Here is a 19,357-nt window from a genome sequence, read left to right on the forward strand (position 1 = left end):
GGATTATCACCATGACCGCCAACCAATCGAATCCTCCTCCGCTGACGGGGACGGCACTCGCACTGGGCTCGTTGAGCGTGGGCCTTGCGGGTTTCATGACCGTCCTCGACTCATCGATCGCCAACGTCGCGATCCCAACCATCTCGGGCAACCTCGGCGTATCGGTCGACGAGGGCACCTGGGTCATCACCGTCTTTGCCGCGGCGAATTCCGTCGCGATCCCGCTGACCGGCTGGCTGACCCAGCGGCTGGGGCAGGTCAGGCTGTTCGTCGGCTCGATCCTGCTGTTCGTGCTCGCGTCGTGGCTGTGCGGCATTGCGCCGTCGCTGCCGTTCCTGCTGGGCGCGCGCGTGCTGCAAGGCCTCGTGGCCGGGCCGCTGATCCCGATGTCGCAGGCGCTGCTGCTCAGCTCGTGGCCGAAGGCGAAATCGTCGCTCGCGCTATCGCTGTTCTCGATGATCGTCGTGACCGGGCCGATCGTCGGACCGTCGCTCGGCGGCTGGGTCACCGACAGCTACGCATGGTCGTGGATCTTCTACATCAATATCCCGGTCGGGTTGTTCGCGGCCACGATGGTCTGGTTCCTGTACCGCAAGCGCGATACGCCCACCCGGAAGCTGCCGATCGACTTCGTGGGGCTGACCTTGCTGATCGTCTGGGTCGCGTCGCTGCAGGTGATGCTCGACAAGGGCAAGGACCTCGACTGGTTCTCGTCGAACACGATCGTGATCCTGACCATCGTCGCGGTCGTGGGCCTGGTGCTGTTCGTCATCTGGGAGCTGACCGACAAGAATCCGGTCGTCGACCTGACGCTCTTCAAGCAGCGCAACTTCCTCGGCGGCACGATTTCGATCGCGATCGCCTACGGGATCTTCTTCGGGACGCTCGTGCTGCTGCCGCAGTGGATGCAGGAATATCTCGGCTACCGGGCCGTCGACTCGGGGCTCGCGACGGCGCCGCTCGGCATCTTCGCGGTGATCGGCGCGCCGATCATGGGCAAGATCCTGCCGCGCTCGGATGCACGCATCATCGGCACGCTCGCGTTCGTCGGCTTCGCGCTCGTCTATTACATGCGCACGTTCTTCTTCACCGACATCAGCGAGGGCTACATCATCCTGCCCACGCTGCTGCAGGGTATCCCGATGGCGCTGTTCTTCGCGCCGCTGACCGTGATCATCCTGTCCGGCCAGCCGCCCGAGAAGGTGCCGGCCGCGGCAGGCCTGTCGACCTTCGCGCGGATGTTCTTCGGCGGGATCGGCACGTCGCTCGCGGGTGTCGTGTGGAACAACCGGACGATCATGCACCACGAGATCCTGACGCAGCAGTCGAGCCCGACCAACCCGCTCTTCAATGCGCAGATGGACAGCTACCATTCGCTGCTCGGGCTCGGCCAGGGATCGTCGTATGCGTTGTTCGACCACGTCGTGCAGTCGCAGTCGGCAATGCTCGGGCTGAACGACGTGTTCTACGGCGCGGCAGTCGTGATGATCGTCATCATCCCGCTGATCTGGATCACCAAGCCGGGCAAGGCGGGGGGATCGAGCGATGCGGCGGCGGCCGCGCACTGAAAGGCGTGGGGCTGGCGTTCGGCGGTGACAGGCAACAACAGCGGGTTATAGCGGCCGGCGCCGCCGGATTTGCCGCCACATTCGTAGAGCAGGGAGACGTCGCCCCGTCATGGCACGCCAAATCTCTTTCAGATTCGCATCCGTGCACCAACGCCACGTTCTGCCGCTCATTCAGCCGTCAATAGACGCCTGGCTCGCCTGCCGGACGATGCTTGAAGCGTCGGTGCACCCAGTAGTACTGCTCGGGAAATCGCAGGATCTGCGCTTCGAGAAAGGAATTCATCGTGCGCGCGTCGAATGACTCGCTATCGGTCGGATAGCTGCCGAGCGGCTCGAAGATGGTCAGCTTGTAGCCGCGGAACGCCGGCAGCACTTCGGTCACGAACGGTACGACCCGCGCGCCGCTCAGCTTCGCCAGCCGCGATACCGATGTCAACGTGCAGGCCTGCACGCCGAACAGCGGCGCAAACACCGAACCCGTCGTGCCGTGATCCATGTCCGCGGCGAGCATCACCGGGGTACCCGCGCGCAGAAGCCTGACGAGGTGTTTCGCGCTCGCGCTGCGTTCGATCATCTCGGCCCCGAAGCGTCCGCGCTGACGTTTGGCGAGATCGCACATGCGACGGTTCGACATGCGCGTGTAGAGCGCCGCCACGGGCAGCGACGACGAATAGAGCATGCAGCCCACCTCGATGCCGACGAAGTGAAAACCCATGAAGATCGTCGGCGGCGCGTCCGGGTCGTGGAGATCGATGTGGCTGTCCAGTTCGACCAGGCGATTGATCGACCGTGCGCTGCCGAACCACTGGAATCCGCGCTCCAGGTAGCTCCGGACGACATGTTCGAAATGGGCACGCGCGAGAACGTCGCGCTCCTCGTCGGTCTTCAACGGAAAGCAGAGTTGCAGGTTGACATGCACCACGTGTTTGCGTCGGCTCGGTATGCGGTAAAGCGCAGCGCCGATGCTGCTGCCGGTTCTCGCGACCAGCGAGTACGGAAGAAGGGATAGGAGCCGTAGCAGGCCGAGCATCAGCCAATACCCGAGAGCGTTCATGATGATGGACTTCCGTCTGTTGACTGCCCGGCGCCGCTCGAGTCGAGTGATGGAGTACGGGAAAATCGGGTTGTGTCGAGGCTGTATGAAGTAGTGGCTTGCGCAACCACCTCCGACAGAGGCCGCGCGCCAGGCCGCTGATGGCCGGCCGCATCGATTCGGCATTCGAAGCAATACACGATCGCGGGCGGGAAGTTCATCCACGCGATGCCGACTCGGACTGCGCGAATGCGCATGGCCTCCAGATAACGCGCCGGGATCGGGCAGCGCGGCAGATACGTGATTGATAGGACGCGCCACCGGCAGCCAGGTGGCGCGCGAAGGCGCAGTGAACGATCGCGACGGCCTGTTCGACCAGCATCGCGACGAGTGGCAATCCGCTCACAATAACACGTGCGCGCGCTCCGCCGAAGAAGTCACCCGTCATGCCGAGCCGGGCCGCATCCATCTGCATGATCCGCAACGCGGGGAACCGATGGCGCAGGGCGCTCACAAAAGCGGGCGGGGCGAGGTCACGTGCGACAGCCCTGCGGACGGGGCGCGGGTCAGGCTGCGTATCGCGGACGACGGGCCGGGCGTGCCGGTTGACGAGCGCGCGCGGATCTTCGAACGCTTTTACCGGGTACCCGGTACGGTGCAGCCGGGAAGCGGCATCGGCCTGTCGCTTGTCGCGCGAATTGCCGAATCTCACGGCGGGCCGATCGAGGTGGCGGCCCGTATCGAGGAGCACGGACTGGCGGTGATCCTGTCGTTCCCGATATGGCTGGAGCCGGAGTGCTGGCAGCGCTAGCACGGGCCTCAGCAGGAATTGCGAAGAGACGTCGCGTCACTGGTGCACGGGACGCCCGTGCCCGTGCACCGCGAGCCGTCATTTCCGCGTGACGTTCAGCGGCGAATGCGCGTCGGCCTCGGACATGACCTGCTTGCTGCCGGATCCCGTCTGTCCGTCACGTTCGTGCTGGCGGGCGATTTTCGCTTCGGCGTCCTGCAGGCTTTTCGCATAGTCGTAGGTCATCGGGTCGTAGCCGGCTTGCTCGAGTTCGATCAGCTCGTTGCGAACCTGCGCGCGCGTCAGCGGCTGGGTTTCCTGCGCGAACGCGATTGCCGGCGCGGCGAGTGTGGATGCAACGACGAGTGTACGAATCAGCGATTTCATGATGACCACCTCAGGAAGATTGAGCGAAGCGACCTTTGTTTCAGTCGTCGAATGGAGGTTAGGATCGAACGACGTCGCGATAAATGCCCGCCGCTCCAATTCAACGTTCCAGTTGGAACAAAAGTGCTTGAGCAATCGTGCCGCCCGGCAAGAAGGGCCGACGACGACACATTGATCGCATCGCGTCCGCTTTTTCATTCGCGACAAAAGCGCATTGTTTGCGCCCGGCTTCCTCGCGACGGCGGCACGACATACAGTCGCCTCACCATCACGACGCGCAATCGCTTCCGGCCATGTCCGACGATCGACGCACCACCGACTCCGTCTATGCAATGACGCGTGAGCGCCTGGCTCGCGGCACGCTGCCGCAAGCACTGCGCGCGGACCCGCCGGCCGGCATGACGGTGCGAAGCGATGCGGAACTCGAGCGCACGCTGCGGACTACGCTCGACAGCCACGCACCCGGTCGCGATCTGCACGTATTCGCATACGGTTCGTTGATGTGGAATCCGGCGCTCGATGTCGCCGGATCGTCGGTTGCACGCGTCGACGGCTGGCACCGGGCGTTCTGCCTGCGGCTCGTCATCGCGCGCGGCACGCCCGAGCAGCCGGGCGCGATGCTTGCGCTCGACCGCGGCGGCAAGTGCGACGGCGTGCTGTACCGGATCGACGCGGCCAAGGTCGAAGCCGAATTGCGCTTGCTGTGGCGACGCGAAATGCTGGCCGATTCGTACGAACCGCGATGGGTGGCGGCACAGGTCGACGGCCAATCGATCCGCGCGCTGACCTTCGTCGTCAACCGGTCGCATGACCGTTACCTCGGCGGATGCACGCTTGACCGTGTCGCGCACATGATTCGCACCGGCCGCGGCCCGCTCGGCACGTCGCGCGACTACTTCGATTCGACCGTGCAGGCGTTGACGCGCCTCGGCCTCCATGACGCCGGTATCGAACGGCTTCTGCGCGAAATTTCCAGCGCGGACGAAGCCGATTCCACGTACGGTTGATGCTCGACGTTCGCGGACTGCGCGCGAATCTCTACAGTCAACGCATCAGGCGGACACGCGCATGTCGCGGCCGATCCGATCGGCCAGACCCGGCGTCAGCGGCGCCTGAGATGTTCGTCGCGCTCGAACAGCGCGATGACCCAGTCGATGAACACGCGCACTTTCGCGCTCAGGTAGCGGTTGGGCGCGTAGATCACGTAGACAGGATTGGCGTGCGGCGCCCGATCCTCGAGGATCGGCACGAGCGTGCCGGCGGCGATGGCGTCGCGAACGGAATAGGACGGCGCCTGGATGATGCCGAGGTTCGCGTGGCCCGCGGCGAGGTAGGCGTTCGTATCGTTCACGACGAGACGATGATTGAGCGCGAGATCGCTTCTTTTGCCGCTGGTCGAAAACTGGAATGGCAGCGCGCGGCCACCGCGCGACGGGATCATGCCAACGGTCGGAAACTCGCGCAGCGCGTCCGGCGACGCCGGCATGCCGTGCGCGTCGAGGAACGCGGGCGTCGCGCAGGTCGTGAAACCGAAGCTGCCGATCTGCCGCGCGACCAGCGACTGCTCGTCGACTTCGCCCGCGCGTATCGCGCAGTCGATGCCTTCGGCGATCAGGTCGGTACGCTTGTTGCCGATATCGAGTTCGATCTCGACGTCGGGGTACGCGTCATAGAATTCCGTGAGCGCGGGCACGACGACAAGCGTGCCGATCGCCGCGGCGGTATCCACGCGAATCTTGCCGGACGGCTTTGCGCGCGCATGGGTCGTCGACGATTCGATTTCCGCCAGATCGGCAAGCAGCCGCACGACGCGCTCGTAGTAGATCGCCCCTTCGGGCGTAACCGTCACCGATCGCGTGGTGCGATGCAGCAGGCGAACCTGCAGGTCTTCCTCGAGTTTCTGGATCAACCGCGTCAACGTCGCATTCGGCATGTCGAGCGTATCGGCCGCTTTCGTGAAGGTTCCGGCTTCCACGACGCGGACGAATGCATTCATCGCAGCGATGCGGTCCATGTACGCGACTCCGGTCGGGGGTGGAGTCGCCATTAAACCGCAATCCGGCTGCGTCCCGCTAGCTGGAGAACGAGAGCGGCGCAAGAGGGCGGCGATGAATCGCGGCTTTCCGGATCGATCAATAATCGGCGCACCGGGATGCGGGAGCCGCAAGCGACAACGAACGGCGGAGCAGGCCGCGCGTAACGGGGCCGCAGGGTGCCGCCAGGCCGTCGGGCTCACGCCGTTTGTCGTTCGGCATTATTGATGCGCTTGGAAAACCGCTTTGATCCGGCACGCTTGGGTAGACGCGGGCGTATCGCTAGACTGATTGCATGACGAAGCGCCAGCCGAAGACGGCGTCGCTTTCCGTGTCGAACGGAATCCGGACGCACGCCGGGCAGCGCGCAAACCATGCGGAGAGAACGATGGATACGATCGAGATCGAGCCGACCCCGTACTGCGAGGCCATGCCGGACGCGCCGGCCCTCAGCATCCGGTGCATCCGGGAGGCGAGGGACGGTACGCCGGTGCTCCTGCGTGCGATCGAGCACAGCGATCTCGAGATCGAACGCGACCTGGTCGACCGGCTGTCGAGCCAGAGCCGTTACATGCGGTTGATGTCGGCGCGCAAGCCGACCGAAGACGAGATGATTCGATGGACCCGCATCGACCGCCGGCGGGAAGGCGCGGTGATCGCGACGATCTGGACCGGCGGCCGCGAACGGCTGATCGGCGTCGCGCGCTATGCGATGAACGACGGCGAAACCGATGTCGTCGAATGCGCGATCGTGATCGACGACGTCTGGCATCGGCAAGGGCTCGGACGTACGCTGTTGTCGAGCCTGATCGATCTTGCGCAACGGTCGGGCATGAAGCGAATGGTCGGCACGACGTGGAGCGAGAACGACGCGATGACCGGCCTCGCGCGATCACTCGGATTCAGGCTGTCCCGGGAGCCGGGAGCCGCGTTCGTGACCGATCTGCGGCTCGATCTGGATATTCGTGATTCGGCGCCGCCGGACGAAGCCTGAAACAGCAGGGCGCTTGCCGGCGGAACGCCTGCCCGGTTCCGCTTGCGCCGCCCGCACCGGCACACCAGGATGCGAGTCACACGGGCTCGCCGGCTCTTCCCGGATCGTAGAACATCGCAAACAGTTCGGACTGCGATCCGACGCCCAGCTTCGCATAGATGTGCTTTTTGTGCGCGCGCACGGTCTCGAACGAAATCGACAGTTTCTCCCCGATCGCGCGCGACGAGAATCCGCTCAAGGACAGCATCGCCACTTCGATTTCGCGCGTCGTCAACGCGCCGCGTCCGTTCTTCCCGGTCAGCATGCCGAAGCGCGCATGCGGGTCGGGCGCCTCGCCTTCGGTCGCGCGCGGCGCCTCTTTCGCCACGAACGTCTCGAAGCGCAGGCGCTGCTGCATCAACGACAGCACCCACGGCGTGTACAGCGTGAGCAACGCCATCTCTCGTTCGTCGTACTTGCTCGTCTTGCCGAGCGAAAAGCCCAGCGTGTGATCCCGATCGATCACGACGTTGAAATGCACTTCGTCGCCAACGATGTTTTTCTTGAAGTACCGCTGGTAGTACTCGGTCATCCGGAAGTTGTCCGGTGCGACGTCGGCGAGCGTGTAGAAGCCCGACGCCTGCGTTTCGAACGCGGCGAGGTAGAACGGATCGAGCTGATAGAGCGCGGCCAGATAGTCCTGGAACATCAGGTCGATCTTGCCGTCGGGCATCGCCTGTTCGGCGAGCACGAGCGGCGCGGCGTCGCGCGCGAATCGCAGCGCGACCCAGTTGTCGAAACCGAGATGCCGCTCGAGCACGCGCGTGAGGCGTGCCCAGAAATGCGGGCCATCGAGGGCGTCGATGGCCGAACCAATCTCCCGATGAAAAGCGAGATCTCGCCATTCGAAGTCCATCATGTGCTCCGGTGAGGGTAACCCTGGCGGGGAATTTCAGGTCAAAAATAATACCCCGATAATCGGCCTCACTTCGAACGGCAGCCGCATACGCGCTGTCTCGCTTGACGAAGCGTCGTGTGACACGTGCAGTGCATGCGACACGCAAATGAAAGGCTATTGGAAGGAGACGGCTTCATGCAGGTAGAACTCGCGCAACTCTCGCTGATCGACGGTGACGTCGCGCACAACACGCGCAAGGTGATCGAGACGATCGGGCGCGTCGATGCGGCAGGCGGCACGAAGCTGATCGTGTTCCCCGAGACGACGCTGTCGGGCTTTCCGACGCGAGAGAACGTCGCCGACGTCGCCCAGACGCTCGACGGCCCTGCGTTATCGGCGGTATGCGACGCGGCGCGGCAAAAGGGCATCGCCGTCGCAGTGGGCCTCGCGGAACGCGACGGCGGACAGTTCTACAACACCACGGTGCTCGTCGACGAACAGGGCGACATCGTGCTGCGGTATCGCAAGACGCATCTGTGGGCGTCGGATGTCGGCGTATTCACGCCGGGCGACCGCTTCGCGACCTGCGTCTGGAACGGCCTGACGGTGGGCCTGCTGATCTGCTACGACATCGAGTTCCCCGAGACGGCGCGCGCCGTCGGTGCGCTCGACGCCGATCTGCTGATCGTCACCAACGGCAACATGGACCCGTTCGGCCCGGTGCATCGCCGCGCGATCGCGGCGCGTGCCATGGAGAACCAGATGTTCGCGGTAATGGTGAACCGCTGCGGCGACGGCGACGACAACCTGACGTTCGCCGGCCTGTCCGCGCTGGTCGATCCGTTCGGCGAAACCGCGATCGAACTGGGCCGGGACGAGGCGATTGTGCAAGCGAACCTCGACCTGACGCGTCTCGAAGCGAGCCGCGAACACTACAGCTATCTCCACGACGCACGCGTGGCGCTCGGCCTCGCGCCTGTCGAACCGTCGAGCGGGCATCGCGCGCTCACGATCGAAGCGCGCCGTCACCGCGTCGAGTAGTCCGAATTCACAACGGTTCATTCACGGCATGGAGCAGGGCGCCCAGCCCTGCACGTGCCTGCCCATTCCATTGAAATGCCGGCCGGACGGCACACAGGCATTCGCATCGGCCCCGGAAGGCCCAGGAGATAACATGCAAGCGTCGTCATCCCATGAATCGCCAAGCCTGAAGCGCACGCTCGGCCTGCCGTCCGTGCTGCTGTTCGGCCTCGCCTATATGGCGCCGCTGATCGTCTACGGTACCTACGGCGTGCTTGCCAAGGCCAGCGACGATACGGCAGCCCTTGCGTATCTGCTCGCGCTGATCGCCATCGCGTTCACCGCGCTCAGCTACGGCAAGCTCGCGCGGCTCTATCCCGCCGCAGGTTCCGCCTATACGTACACGCGCAGGACGTTCAACCCGCACCTGGGCTTCATGATCGGCTGGGCGACGCTGCTGGACTATTTCTTCCTGCCGATGGTGATCTGGTTGATCGGCGCCGCCTATCTGAACGCGGCATTTCCGCATGTGCCGACATGGATCTGGATCGTGGCGTTCATCGTGTTGACGAGCGGCCTGAACATCTTCGGCATCGAACTGGCCGCGCGCTTCAACATCGTGCTGATGATCGTGCAGCTCGCGATCGTCGCGATGTTCGTCGTGCTGTGCTGGCACTACGCATCGGCGGCGGCAGGCGCGGGCGGTATCGCGATGGCCGAGCCGTTCTTCAAGCCGCACGTGCCGTTCGGCGCGACGATGGCGGGCGCTGCGATCGCCGCGTATTCGTACCTCGGCTTCGACGCCGTCTCGACGCTGACCGAGGAAACGATCGATCCGAAGAAGAACATGCCGCGCGCGATCCTGCTGATTGCGCTGATCGGTGGCGCGATCTTCGTGATCGCGGCATACACGATGCAGCTCGCGCACCCCGGCGTCGAGTTCAAGGACACGGATTCGGCCGCGTTCGAAGTGGCGAAGATGATCGGCGGCGATCTGTTCGTGACCGTGTTCCTCGCGGGCCTGATCCTTGCGCAGTTCGCGTCGGGCATCTCCGCGCAAGCGAGCGTCGGCCGACTGCTCTATGCGATGGGTCGCGATGAAATCCTGCCGAAGCGCATCTTCGGGTTCATTCATCCGCGCTTCAAGACGCCCGCGATCAACATCGCGCTGGCCGGGGTCGTCGGATTGATCGCGCTGAAGCTGGATGTCGCCACGTCGACGTCGTTCATCAACTTCGGTGCGTTCCTCGCCTTTACGGCCGTCAATCTGTGCGTGATTCGCCTGTACCTTTCGGGCAATCACGGCGAGCGCAGGATCGGGGTGTTCGGCGGGCTCGTGTTTCCGGTGATCGGCGCGGTGTCCGATATCTGGCTGCTCGTCAGCCTCGAGAAGGCGGCGCTCGTGCTCGGCGTCGTGTGGTTCGCGCTCGGACTGGTGTATCTGTGCTGGATTACGCGCCTGTTTCGCCAGGCGCCGCCCGAAGTGGCGATTTGAGCGAGGCGAGGAGGGGGCTGCCGTGGCGGCGCCATTAACCGGCGTCCGCCAACGGTGCAAAAGCCACGCACGGCGCGTTGCAGCGATACGGCGCAATTGCGCTGACCGCGCCGAGAAACCGGACATTCGTCGCGGTCGTGGCCCCACTACGACGCCCGTGTGATGACTGCCGCGCGCGGCAGTCGCAACTCCAGAACGCCGTAGCTCGGCCTGGTAGAGCGGGACACTCTCAGGTCTTTCGTTTTGATGGTGGTATTTCGCGGATCAATATATACAGACACATCTTCGGTGACGCCCCCCTTGGACCGTTCCCGCAGTCGAGATGCTGACCGCTGTTGTGGTCATAAAAGCCGCTCCTGAAGTAATCGATGGCCTCTTGTTCCATGAGATCGAAAGCGTTACTCACATTGACGGAATCCTCCTCGTAAATCGGAACCATCCATCTGTATTCGGGCTTGTTGCGCCGGTGGCTAGCCAGCCGGGTGTCCACATCGTTGGTGACACCGATATAGAACTTGTCGTATTTTTTTTGTCTAGCGAAATGACTCAGCACCTGTTGCAAGTGAAAGATGACGGTGCCGTGTTGCGTAACGCCCTGGTTACTGGCGCCGCGGTGAACAACGTCCCTGTTCAGCGCAAGTTTCTCTCGCTCTGGGAGAAGTTCCAAAACCATGATTGACCTCCACATGTTATGAAGCTTCAATAGGCTGAAACTATCGATCATTCGGACAAGGTCTGGACGACTGAAAGTCGCCAAACACCCACGCTTCGAGAAGCCTGGCCGGATGAATGCTCATAAGAATGCACGACTCACGTTTGCCCGTCGACAGGAAATGATCGGGCATGAGTCCATGCTTCCGGTTGCCTGGAAAACCGCGCTTGCGCGTCGCCAATCCGGCGGCACCGGTTTCCTGATAGCGCAGCATGCGAAGGCTTCTTTGGACGGCTGAAGCTTGCCGTGACCAGCTCACGTCCGTTCATGTTGGGCTCCCGGCGACGCCAGCGCGTAGCATGGCATGCGCTCAGGAGCAGAAATCAGACATTTCTAAATGGCTAGAACACGACATTTCTAAAAAGCTACTACACCCATGTCATACCCGGATTCAGATGTCCACCTTCCAGCTATTTAAAAATGTCCGGTTTTAGGGTTGGTTTTGCTGCGTTTTTCCCTCGTTTTGAGCGTTATGCAGTGTCGAAGGTCGGCGCCTGAACGGGCAGGGCGCTCACGTTTGTTTCCCCAGCCTTTGCAGACCGACGGCCAGGTTTGTTTGGCAGCTTTGCGGTTTGCTTCCGTTGCGCCAGATCCACGATCACATGCTCGACGTCGGCCTGCATGATCTTGCGTTGCTTCTTCTTGCCCGGCTCAGCCTCGTTTCGATTGGTCCGGGTCGAGTCCCGCGATGTGTGCGTGACGGCGCTTTACCGATTCGACTGTTATCGCGTTGTGCCTGAAGGGCTTGCGCGACCTGCAGCACGTGACTCAAGCGCTTGTGCTCGACGATGGCACCTTGATCGATTTCAGCCAAACGGTCGTACTGCCTGCAGCGCAACACGCGATCGTCAGACCGGATTTCGATCCGCCCATCCGGGTACTCCCACACCTCGATCTGTCGGTCGATCAGCTTCCGGTTCTCCGGCGTGTCCTCCAGCAAGTACATCACCCGGTCGTACTGCACCGTGAGCGACTTCGTCACTTTCCGCGGCTCGCGCCACGTCAACACCAGATCCAAGCTCTCGTCGGACCGCAGCGGCCTGTGCGCATTAAAGTCGCTCTTCGGCGGTTTCGCGAAGCGCGTGTTGTAAGCGGCCATGAAGGAGGGCGCGTAAGCATTGGCGTCGGCTACCGTGCCGATCCCGCGCAATCGCATCTCCTTGACCAGCCGGTCCTGCAACGTCAGGTGCGCACGCTCGACTCGCCCCTTGGCTGAACTGCTGTTCGCGCAGAACGTGTCGATGTTCAGCTCGTACATCGCGCGGCCGAACGGCGTCACACGATTGCCAGTCTTGCCCGGTGTCGAGACGCGGAACACGCTGGCCTTGTCGCTGTAGAACGCCCCAGGTTTGCCATGGCGTTCGATGTACGCCCGCGTTGCCTCGAAGTAGCTGAAGGTCGATTCGGTTTGCGTGAAGTGCAGCATCATCAACCGGCTCGTCGCGTCGTCGACGTACACCAACAGCGTGCAGGCCGGCGCCCGTTCCTCGAACCATCGATGGTCGCTGCCATCGATCTGGATCAGTTCACCCAGGCAGGCCCGGCGCGCTCGCGGCTGATAAACCTTCGGCGGACGCTGCCGGCGCGGCACCCATAAACCTGCCTCCGTCATCAGCTTCCTGACCGTCTCCTTGGCCAGCCGAATGCCGTGACATTCCCAGAGCTTCTCGCAGGCCAGAGTCGGTCCGAAATCGGCGTAGCGATCGCGGATGATCGACAGCGCCCGGTCGGCGTCTCCTGGGTCCAGACGGCGGTTGCCGGGCTTCGCGCGGTGTCCCGACACCAAACCCGCCGGACCGTGCTCACGCAGCCGGGCGACCAGCCGGCGAATCTGTCGTGTCGTCAGTTCCAGCCGTTCCGCTGCACGCCATGGCTTGAGCTTGCCGTCCGCCACGTCCTGAATGACCTTGAATCGGTCCAGTTCGCGCATCGTCATCGTGATCCGCTCCGTTGCAGCCATCGCAGCCTCCGGCGCCGGACACCCGGCGGCCGAACAGCTTACGCGGCACGAAAGCGGACATTTCCATGTAGCCAAAAGCGGACATTTCAATCTAGCCACTACAACACAAACTATCGATAACTATGATTATGTAAAATTGAATATTTCATGCTGGATTTCCTTAATTCGGACCGATTCGATGTCATTTGCTCGCCGACTTTCGCTTCTATGCCGCTTTCGCCGTGAGCGTTCGCATGCGCGTGAGGCCGTAAGCCGCCTTTCGCATCGCTCTCGTGCATGCGCGCGAACACGCCGTCCATGCGCTTGAGCGTTTCGTTCAACCAGATGCGAATCGGTCGCAGGGATGATTGGCTGACACGAAGTCATCGAGCTTCGCCATCCTGAACATCGTCTCGGGGTAGCCGTCCGCTCCGCGCATCGCTTCGCTCTCAGTGTTGTTCGATACCTTGTTTCAACGTTTACCCCTGCCGCTCGAATGACGTCCGCGGGAGGTATTTCTACGGCCTGTCAATGTTGTGGTCCATCGATGCGGCAGCGATGATTTGCCGCCGCCAACGTAATGACAAATCAGCTTAGCCGAGTGCGAACTTCAACGTGCCCAGGCTGCCGACTTCGACCACACCATCGCTATTGACGAAGGAACGCGTACCTTCGGCAACGATTGTGTTGTTGGTCAAATAGGCGCCGTTCCAGCTATCGACAATGTTGTAGGGACGTTGGTCGGGGCGCTGGCTGCCGCCGAAGCTAATGTTGAATGGCGCGACGCCGTCCTTGCCTTGGGCCTTGCTGAACACCCAGCCATAGTGTCCGACGTTGCCTTCGGAAGTGAACGCGCCGATCGGGCTATAGTTGGTGGTATAGACGCCGGCGATGACGCCATTGGATGGATCGGCGGACGTGATTTTGAAAGTGAAATTCTTGTCCGACGAGATATAGGTGCCGGTGAGAGGTACATTGGCCATCGGAATCTCCATTCTTTATGAATTTGGAGGATGCAGTCAAGCGCGTCGGTCGCGCACCTGCCAGAGCAATATAGGCGTCGGATATCGTGGATACACCCTGTAAAGCCTGACAGGGCTGAAAAGCAAAGACGCATGTTTATCCGCGTAGATATCCAGAGCGGTTTTGATAGCACGGTAACCCGAGTCATGTCTGTGAGCGTGAACGCATCCCAGGACAGCAAATCGTCCAGCGACTTCTGCTTGTTGGCCCCGTCTAGTGCCGGTGTTCCGGCGATTCCCGCCACGTCGGGTGACCAGCGAGATTTTCGTTTTGGACAGCCTGAGTCCGGCGACGCGCCGTGTGGATTGTCAAGGGTGGCTACATTGTCCTTGCTCGCAAAGGTCGCAACTTACGCTTCCAGGGCACCCCACTGCGTCACTGCTCGTCACTATTGAGCTAATTATTCAACAATCCTGAGGTTGTGGACGTTCGACCATTCCATTTATGCTCACCAAAGTCCCATTGATACCGGCCTCCGCAAGTTCTCCGTAAAGTGTTTATCTTTTGTGCGCGGACATGACCTCGTTTTTTTGCCGAAAAAGATGAGAAGAAACCATTTTTAATTGCTCATAAAAAAGTCGTTGCCGGCGAATTTCACTGTGCTATTCTCACCGCCAAGGAGTGCTGCGGCTTCAAGCTCCGAAAACCAGAAAACACGTTATATGACGGGACCGGCTGCCAAAGCCTGTCCGCCGAAAAAGCAAACGACCAACCTCCCCGTTCCGCAATCGCGCCGGTGAGGGCCTGACGGGAGACGGGGCATGTCGAATGTTGCTGGCAAGGCCTATGGCATGAACGTCGTGACGCCGATGCCGCCGCATCGGACGTGGATCAACCGCTTCATCTTCATGATCGCGCGGGCGCTGCCCGCCACGTTGACCGGACTGATCGGTCTATCGATCATCCATTTTGCGCGCTGGGCCATCATCCGCCGAAAAGACTGGCCCGATCTCGGCCAGCCCAAGTCCGATCTGAAAAACGATTACATGCTGTTCATCAGCAACTTCAACGGCACCTGGGATCAGTACATCGACGCCTTTTCGGACGGCATTCCGGGTGGCCTTGACCTGTTCTGGTATGCCAGCACCAAATATCCGCATTCCATTCCGATCACGCCGTTCAAGAATTACATTCGCGCGAATCAGATCGATACCGACTACTACTACAACGCAACGCCCGGTGCCGCTCAACGCGACATCAAGGCCGCATTGCGTGTGCGGTCGAATTTGGTCACGCTCGCGGATCAATATGCGACGTTGTCCCCCGATGCTTTTGCGCAAGCCTATCGCGCGATGCTCGTGGCCGTGCAGAACGATCTCGGCACGCACGGCTTCGCGCCCGTCGCGTCGAACGACACGGCCAACGCCGATACCAACCGCCAGCCCTTCGTCGATCGGGCCTGGCCCAAGAGCAAGGCAGGAGGCACCCAATCGTGAACCTTGACGGTGGTCATTATTTCCTTACCGTGCTGTCGCCGGTTCGGGTCGAGCCGTGGAAGGACAACGACGGCAACGTGACGTCGCCCACGTCGTCGCTGCGCCAGGTGCTCGCCACCCTGCCGACTGCGATGCAAAGTAAGGCATGCGAGGCCGGCGGCCGTAACAGCCCGTTCTCGCGCTCCCACAGCACGCACTTCGCCCGCTTCGCGGTGATTGACCAGCCGGCCTTCAACGGTCGCGTGCCGGTCGACTCGCTCGTCGACGCGATCCGGAAAACCAATCTTCTCGAGGATCAGCACGTCGACAACCTATCGACGTCGTGGCTGCTCCTGAGCGTGGATTTCGACCCCGCGCCCAGTCACGCCAGCGACAACGACGGCGGCCTGCACGATTATCTCGTCGGCTTGTGGAATGTGATGCGCGACGAGCTGAGCGCGGTCTATCGACATTGCTACGGCTTCGAGACCGTCGGCACCGGCGACGAATTCGCGCATTACATCAAGCGCTGCCAGGTCGAAACGACGATGCCGTTCAACGATTACTGGATCACGACGCCGCCATTCCTGTCGCGGTCGATTTCGATTCCGAAGATTGGCGCGGCGATCGCGATTTTCACGCTGGTGGTGACGCTCATCGTAGCGATGGTGGCGGGCAAATTGGCATGGCTCGCGCTGCCCGTGTCGCTCGCGTTGGGCATCTACGGCGCTTATCGGTACGTGATGAAGTGCGGTGAGGTACCGTTCGATACCGCGCCGTTCTCCGATCTGCGCTCGGTGCTGAAGTCGTTGTATCTCCAACAGAATTTCGCGCGCTTCGCGATCGATCACCAAGGCGACGATCCGGCGAGGCTTCACGCGGCGTTCGGCGATTTCCTCAACGCGCACCGCCCCACCGACATCGTGAGCCCGACCCAGCCGCCGGGCGTCATCGACACCGACGTTGCGGCCGCCGACAGAGTCAGCCCGAGCGTCAGGGCAACCGTTCCCGCCGCCGCCATGGCCAACTCGAACGAGGCACCAGGGGTGACCCAGTCATGACAGAGCAACAGTACGACGTCGATCTCGATCTCGCCGATATCCAGGGCAACATCCTCACCGCATATGGCCGTCAGGGCTTTCCGAAAGGACGCTTCATGCTGCTCAACGTGCGTAACGCCGCCAGAGGACGCGCGTTCGTCGAGCATATGCGCCGGAAGGCGACCACCGCGATGCGATGGCCTTCCCTTCGTCATCCCACGTTGAGGCCCACGGGCGATGTCCCGGTGGAGCGGCCGGACGTGACGATCAACCTCGCATTCACGTTCTGGGGGCTGGTCGCGCTCGGCGTGCCGACGCGCACGCTGCGCGGAATGCCCGACGATTTCATCGACGGCATGGCGGCACGCGCATCGATCCTCAGCGACGACGCGACCGACTGGGACCCGGTCTGGAACCAGTCGAAAACGAAGGACCCACGGAACCAGCCGCACATTCTCGTGATGCTCAATGCGCGGATGCAGGATGACGGCACCGCTGTTCCCGGTTTGCAGACGGTCACCGACGAGATCATCGGCTGGTGCACACATGCCGACAGCGGCGTTGCTCTGTGCGTGGGTCATCGTGGCTCGGACGAACGCTGGCAGGATCTGTCCGCGATCACCCGGGAATTCGACGGCAAGATCGTGGCGACGCCCGACGAGCATTTCGGCTTTACCGACGCGATCAGCGATCCGGTCTTCGACGGGCAGGTGCCCGGCAACAGGAAGGTCGCGATGGCAGCGGCCGTCGGCCAGGGCAAGGTGGACGGCCAAGGCAACTGGTCGCCGCTCGCGCGCGGCGAGTTCCTGCTGGGTTGGCCGGATGAAGCGCAGGAAATCCCCGGCGCCGCGATGCCGCTCGATTTCAGCCGCAACGGAACGTTCTTCGCGTATCGCAAGCTGCATCAGGACGTGAGCGGTTTTCACGGCTGGATCGACAAGACGGCGGACCAGCTGAATGGGCTTTGGCGCCTCGGGTCGCAAGACGAAGCGAAGCAGACACTGATGGCAAAAATGGCCGGCCGCTGGCAGGACGGGGTGCCGCTGATGGCGGCGTCGACCTTTGCCGAATGGCAGGCCTTCAACGCCCAATACCCGCTTTTCGACAAGGACAAACCAGGCGAGCTCAATCCGGAACGGTCGCGCCGCCTGGTCGATTTCGTCTATCGCGGCGATCTCGATGGCCTGCGCTGCCCAATGGGCGCGCATACGCGCCGCATGAACACGCGCGACCTGCTCGATCCGCACGTCGGCGACGACAATCCGGCCAACCGTGCCGGGTCCGCGCTCAACAACCGCCGGCGCATCCTGCGCCGCGGTCTTCCATACGGCAGCAAGGACGACGCCCACGGCGAGCACGGGATCGTCATGCTTGCGGTCTGCGCGAACCTGTCGCGCCAGTTCGAGTTCGTTCAGCAGCAATGGCTGAACTACGGCCTCGATTTCAATCTCGGCAACGACACCTGCCCGCTCGTCGGCAGTCATGCGCCGAATGCGCGTTACGTGATCGCGGCCGATCCGAAATCGGGCAATCCGCCGTTCATCGCGAGCGGGATCCCGAACTTTGTCGAGACGCGCGGCGGCGACTACTTCTTCATGCCCAGCATGACGGCATTGCGCCTGATCGGCATGGGCCTGACCGATCCTACCTGACGCGGAGCGCGCCGATGTCCTTCGCCTTTGCATCGAACCTGTTCCATGCGATCGCGCTCGAAGCCCACTCGCTGGGCAAGGGTGTGCTCGCCGGCGACGAGATCGCGGCGAAGCTCGCGAGCGGCAGCGGCGATCTCGCGGCGCGGCTGAAAGCCGTGCTGACCGATCCTGCCGGCCAGCGCTCGGTGTTCGCGTCGCTGCGCGCGTTCGCGCCCAATATCGCCACGGACAAGACGTTCGTCACCGCCTATCCGTGCGACGGGTCGGTCATCGTCACGCTGGCGGCCGACGTGCGCGAGGTGCTCGATCGGCAAGCCGACTTCGAGGTCGTCTACGAGCCGAGGATGCGCAAGATCACTGGCGGCCCGAATTTCTTCCTCGGGATGCAGGATGGCGCCGAGTATCAGCTCAACGCGTCGATCATGCGACTCGCCGCGCAGCGCGGCGACGTGGTCGACCTCGTCGTCCCGAAGGCGCGCGATGCGGCCCGGCGGATCGTGGCCGCGCATCCGCACGAGATCGATCTGCCGCAGGTGCTGACCACGGTCGTGCCCGCACTGATGGTGCGGGAGTATTTCGGCGTCGATACCGCGTCTGTTCCCGATCTCGTCGAATGGACGACCGCGATGTTCTGGTATCTGTTCGCCGATCTGCAAGGCGATCCGGTGGTGGAAAGCAAGGCGCTCGATTACGCCGGCCAATGCCTGAGCGCGATCGATGCGGCGATCGCCAAGCTCGACGCGAACCCCGGCGGCCCCGTCACCGTGTTGAAGCGCGCGGTTGCACTGCGCGATGCCGGCACGGGCGGATTCGGCGGCGCCGGTATTCGCAACAACATGATCGGCCTCGTGATTGGCGCGATTCCGACCATTTCGAAGGCGTGCGTGCAGGCGCTCGACGTGCTGCTCGATCATCCGGACATGCTCGCGCAGGCCCAGGCCGCGGCGGCTCGCGGCGACGAGCAGGCGGTCGGCTCGATCCTTTTCGAGGCGCTGCGGTTCAATCCGGTCAATCCGGTGATCTATCGTCGCGCAACGCGTGATTGCGAGATCGCGTCGGGCACGACGCGCGCGTGCCAGGTGAAGAAAGGCGCGATGGTGTTCGCGTCGAACCTGTCCGCGATGTTCGATGCGGCCGTGGTCGACGATCCGGACGCGTTCCGCACCGACCGGCCTTGGGACATCTATATCCTGTGGGGCTATGGCCTGCATCGCTGCTTTGGCGATGCGATCAATCGCGCAATCATTCCGGCGCTGATGACGCCGCTGTTGGCAGGCGCGCCGCTGGCGCGCGCCGACGGCGCTGCGGGGCGGCCGGATACCGAAACGCCGTTCCCGCAACATTTCACGGTCATGCGATGAACCAAAAATTGAGGTGCT

The 19,357-nt window shown here is 62.6% G+C and carries 17 protein-coding genes and 3 pseudogenes; 10 read left to right on the forward strand and 10 right to left on the reverse strand.

The window, feature by feature from the left end:
• Positions 1 to 11: 11 nt before the first annotated feature.
• Positions 12 to 1,568, forward strand: a complete 1,557-nt coding sequence (locus LXM88_RS13890; RefSeq protein WP_262531762.1) for a DHA2 family efflux MFS transporter permease subunit — start codon at positions 12 to 14, stop codon at positions 1,566 to 1,568.
• Between the two features lie 178 nt (positions 1,569 to 1,746).
• Here LXM88_RS13890 and LXM88_RS13895 read toward each other — a convergent pair whose 3' ends face one another.
• Together LXM88_RS13895 and LXM88_RS13900 are read right to left on the reverse strand one after the other, a co-directional pair.
• Entirely contained in the window at positions 1,747 to 2,622 is an 876-nt protein-coding gene (locus LXM88_RS13895; RefSeq protein ID WP_318654690.1) for a lipid A biosynthesis lauroyl acyltransferase, read from the reverse strand.
• Positions 2,619 to 3,130 (reverse strand): annotated as a pseudogene (locus tag LXM88_RS13900) (phospholipid methyltransferase); the annotation flags it as partial. The gene LXM88_RS13895 and the pseudogene LXM88_RS13900, both read right to left, overlap by 4 nt.
• Here LXM88_RS13900 and LXM88_RS13905 point away from each other — a divergent pair.
• Entirely contained in the window at positions 3,098 to 3,412 is a 315-nt protein-coding gene (locus tag LXM88_RS13905; RefSeq protein WP_412524138.1) for a sensor histidine kinase, read from the forward strand. The pseudogene LXM88_RS13900 and the gene LXM88_RS13905 overlap by 33 nt on opposite strands.
• A gap of 78 nt (positions 3,413 to 3,490) precedes the next feature.
• Here the strand turns inward: LXM88_RS13905 and LXM88_RS13910 are convergent, their stop codons facing one another.
• Positions 3,491 to 3,913 (reverse strand): DUF4148 domain-containing protein, encoded by a 423-nt coding sequence (locus LXM88_RS13910; protein ID WP_262531763.1) that lies wholly within the window; start codon positions 3,911 to 3,913, stop codon positions 3,491 to 3,493.
• Positions 3,914 to 4,071: 158 nt separating this feature from the next.
• Here LXM88_RS13910 and LXM88_RS13915 point away from each other — a divergent pair, with 158 nt between their 5' ends.
• Positions 4,072 to 4,785: a gamma-glutamylcyclotransferase gene (locus LXM88_RS13915; protein ID WP_262531764.1), complete on the forward strand. Its 714-nt coding sequence runs from the start codon at positions 4,072 to 4,074 to the stop codon at positions 4,783 to 4,785.
• Between the two features lie 95 nt (positions 4,786 to 4,880).
• Here the strand turns inward: LXM88_RS13915 and LXM88_RS13920 are convergent, their stop codons facing one another.
• Positions 4,881 to 5,792, reverse strand: a complete 912-nt coding sequence (locus LXM88_RS13920) for a LysR family transcriptional regulator (protein WP_262531765.1) — start codon at positions 5,790 to 5,792, stop codon at positions 4,881 to 4,883.
• Between the two features lie 407 nt (positions 5,793 to 6,199).
• On the opposite strand from LXM88_RS13920, the gene LXM88_RS13925 reads away from it, so the two are divergent.
• Positions 6,200 to 6,805, forward strand: coding sequence for a GNAT family N-acetyltransferase (locus LXM88_RS13925; protein ID WP_262531766.1), 606 nt, complete (start codon positions 6,200 to 6,202; stop codon positions 6,803 to 6,805).
• A gap of 76 nt (positions 6,806 to 6,881) precedes the next feature.
• On the opposite strand, the gene LXM88_RS13930 is transcribed toward LXM88_RS13925, so the two are convergent.
• Positions 6,882 to 7,700: a response regulator transcription factor gene (locus LXM88_RS13930; protein WP_262542847.1), complete on the reverse strand. Its 819-nt coding sequence runs from the start codon at positions 7,698 to 7,700 to the stop codon at positions 6,882 to 6,884.
• A gap of 177 nt (positions 7,701 to 7,877) precedes the next feature.
• On the opposite strand from LXM88_RS13930, the gene LXM88_RS13935 reads away from it, so the two are divergent.
• Positions 7,878 to 8,723, forward strand: a complete 846-nt coding sequence (locus tag LXM88_RS13935; protein WP_262531767.1) for a carbon-nitrogen hydrolase family protein — start codon at positions 7,878 to 7,880, stop codon at positions 8,721 to 8,723.
• A 133-nt stretch (positions 8,724 to 8,856) separates the two neighbouring features.
• Positions 8,857 to 10,197: an APC family permease gene (locus LXM88_RS13940; protein WP_262531768.1), complete on the forward strand. Its 1,341-nt coding sequence runs from the start codon at positions 8,857 to 8,859 to the stop codon at positions 10,195 to 10,197.
• Positions 10,198 to 10,426: 229 nt separating this feature from the next.
• Here LXM88_RS13940 and LXM88_RS13945 read toward each other — a convergent pair whose 3' ends face one another.
• The 5 genes and pseudogenes from LXM88_RS13945 to LXM88_RS13965 all read right to left on the reverse strand — a co-directional run bounded on the left by LXM88_RS13945 (position 10,427) and on the right by LXM88_RS13965 (position 13,831).
• A complete protein-coding gene (locus LXM88_RS13945) occupies positions 10,427 to 10,870 on the reverse strand; it encodes a GIY-YIG nuclease family protein (RefSeq protein ID WP_262531769.1) in 444 nt (147 codons plus the stop codon).
• Positions 10,871 to 10,910: 40 nt separating this feature from the next.
• Positions 10,911 to 11,123 (reverse strand): hypothetical protein, encoded by a 213-nt coding sequence (locus LXM88_RS13950; protein WP_262531770.1) that lies wholly within the window; start codon positions 11,121 to 11,123, stop codon positions 10,911 to 10,913.
• Between the two features lie 256 nt (positions 11,124 to 11,379).
• A pseudogene (locus tag LXM88_RS13955) lies at positions 11,380 to 12,869 on the reverse strand (ISNCY family transposase).
• 242 nt (positions 12,870 to 13,111) lie between these two features.
• Positions 13,112 to 13,287: pseudogene (locus tag LXM88_RS13960) on the reverse strand (IS5/IS1182 family transposase); the annotation flags it as partial.
• A 154-nt stretch (positions 13,288 to 13,441) separates the two neighbouring features.
• Positions 13,442 to 13,831, reverse strand: a complete 390-nt coding sequence (locus LXM88_RS13965; RefSeq protein WP_262531772.1) for a hypothetical protein — start codon at positions 13,829 to 13,831, stop codon at positions 13,442 to 13,444.
• A gap of 801 nt (positions 13,832 to 14,632) precedes the next feature.
• Here LXM88_RS13965 and LXM88_RS13970 point away from each other — a divergent pair.
• Genes LXM88_RS13970 through LXM88_RS13985 form a run of 4 tightly spaced genes read left to right on the forward strand, consistent with a single transcriptional unit; the run spans position 14,633 to position 19,339 of the window.
• Complete coding sequence (locus tag LXM88_RS13970; RefSeq protein WP_262531773.1) at positions 14,633 to 15,307, forward strand: hypothetical protein; 675 nt, start codon at positions 14,633 to 14,635, stop codon at positions 15,305 to 15,307.
• On the forward strand, positions 15,304 to 16,347 hold the full coding sequence (locus tag LXM88_RS13975) for a hypothetical protein (RefSeq protein ID WP_262531774.1): 1,044 nt from the start codon (positions 15,304 to 15,306) through the stop codon (positions 16,345 to 16,347). The genes LXM88_RS13970 and LXM88_RS13975 overlap by 4 nt, the downstream gene beginning before the upstream one ends.
• On the forward strand, positions 16,344 to 17,978 hold the full coding sequence (locus tag LXM88_RS13980; protein WP_262531775.1) for a Dyp-type peroxidase: 1,635 nt from the start codon (positions 16,344 to 16,346) through the stop codon (positions 17,976 to 17,978). Before LXM88_RS13975 ends, LXM88_RS13980 begins: the two co-directional genes overlap by 4 nt.
• Before the next feature lie 14 nt (positions 17,979 to 17,992).
• On the forward strand, positions 17,993 to 19,339 hold the full coding sequence (locus LXM88_RS13985) for a cytochrome P450 (protein ID WP_262531776.1): 1,347 nt from the start codon (positions 17,993 to 17,995) through the stop codon (positions 19,337 to 19,339).
• Positions 19,340 to 19,357: the final 18 nt, after the last annotated feature.

Source organism: Burkholderia sp. S-53, assembly GCF_025560745.1.
GTDB classification, from domain to species: domain Bacteria; phylum Pseudomonadota; class Gammaproteobacteria; order Burkholderiales; family Burkholderiaceae; genus Burkholderia; species Burkholderia pyrrocinia.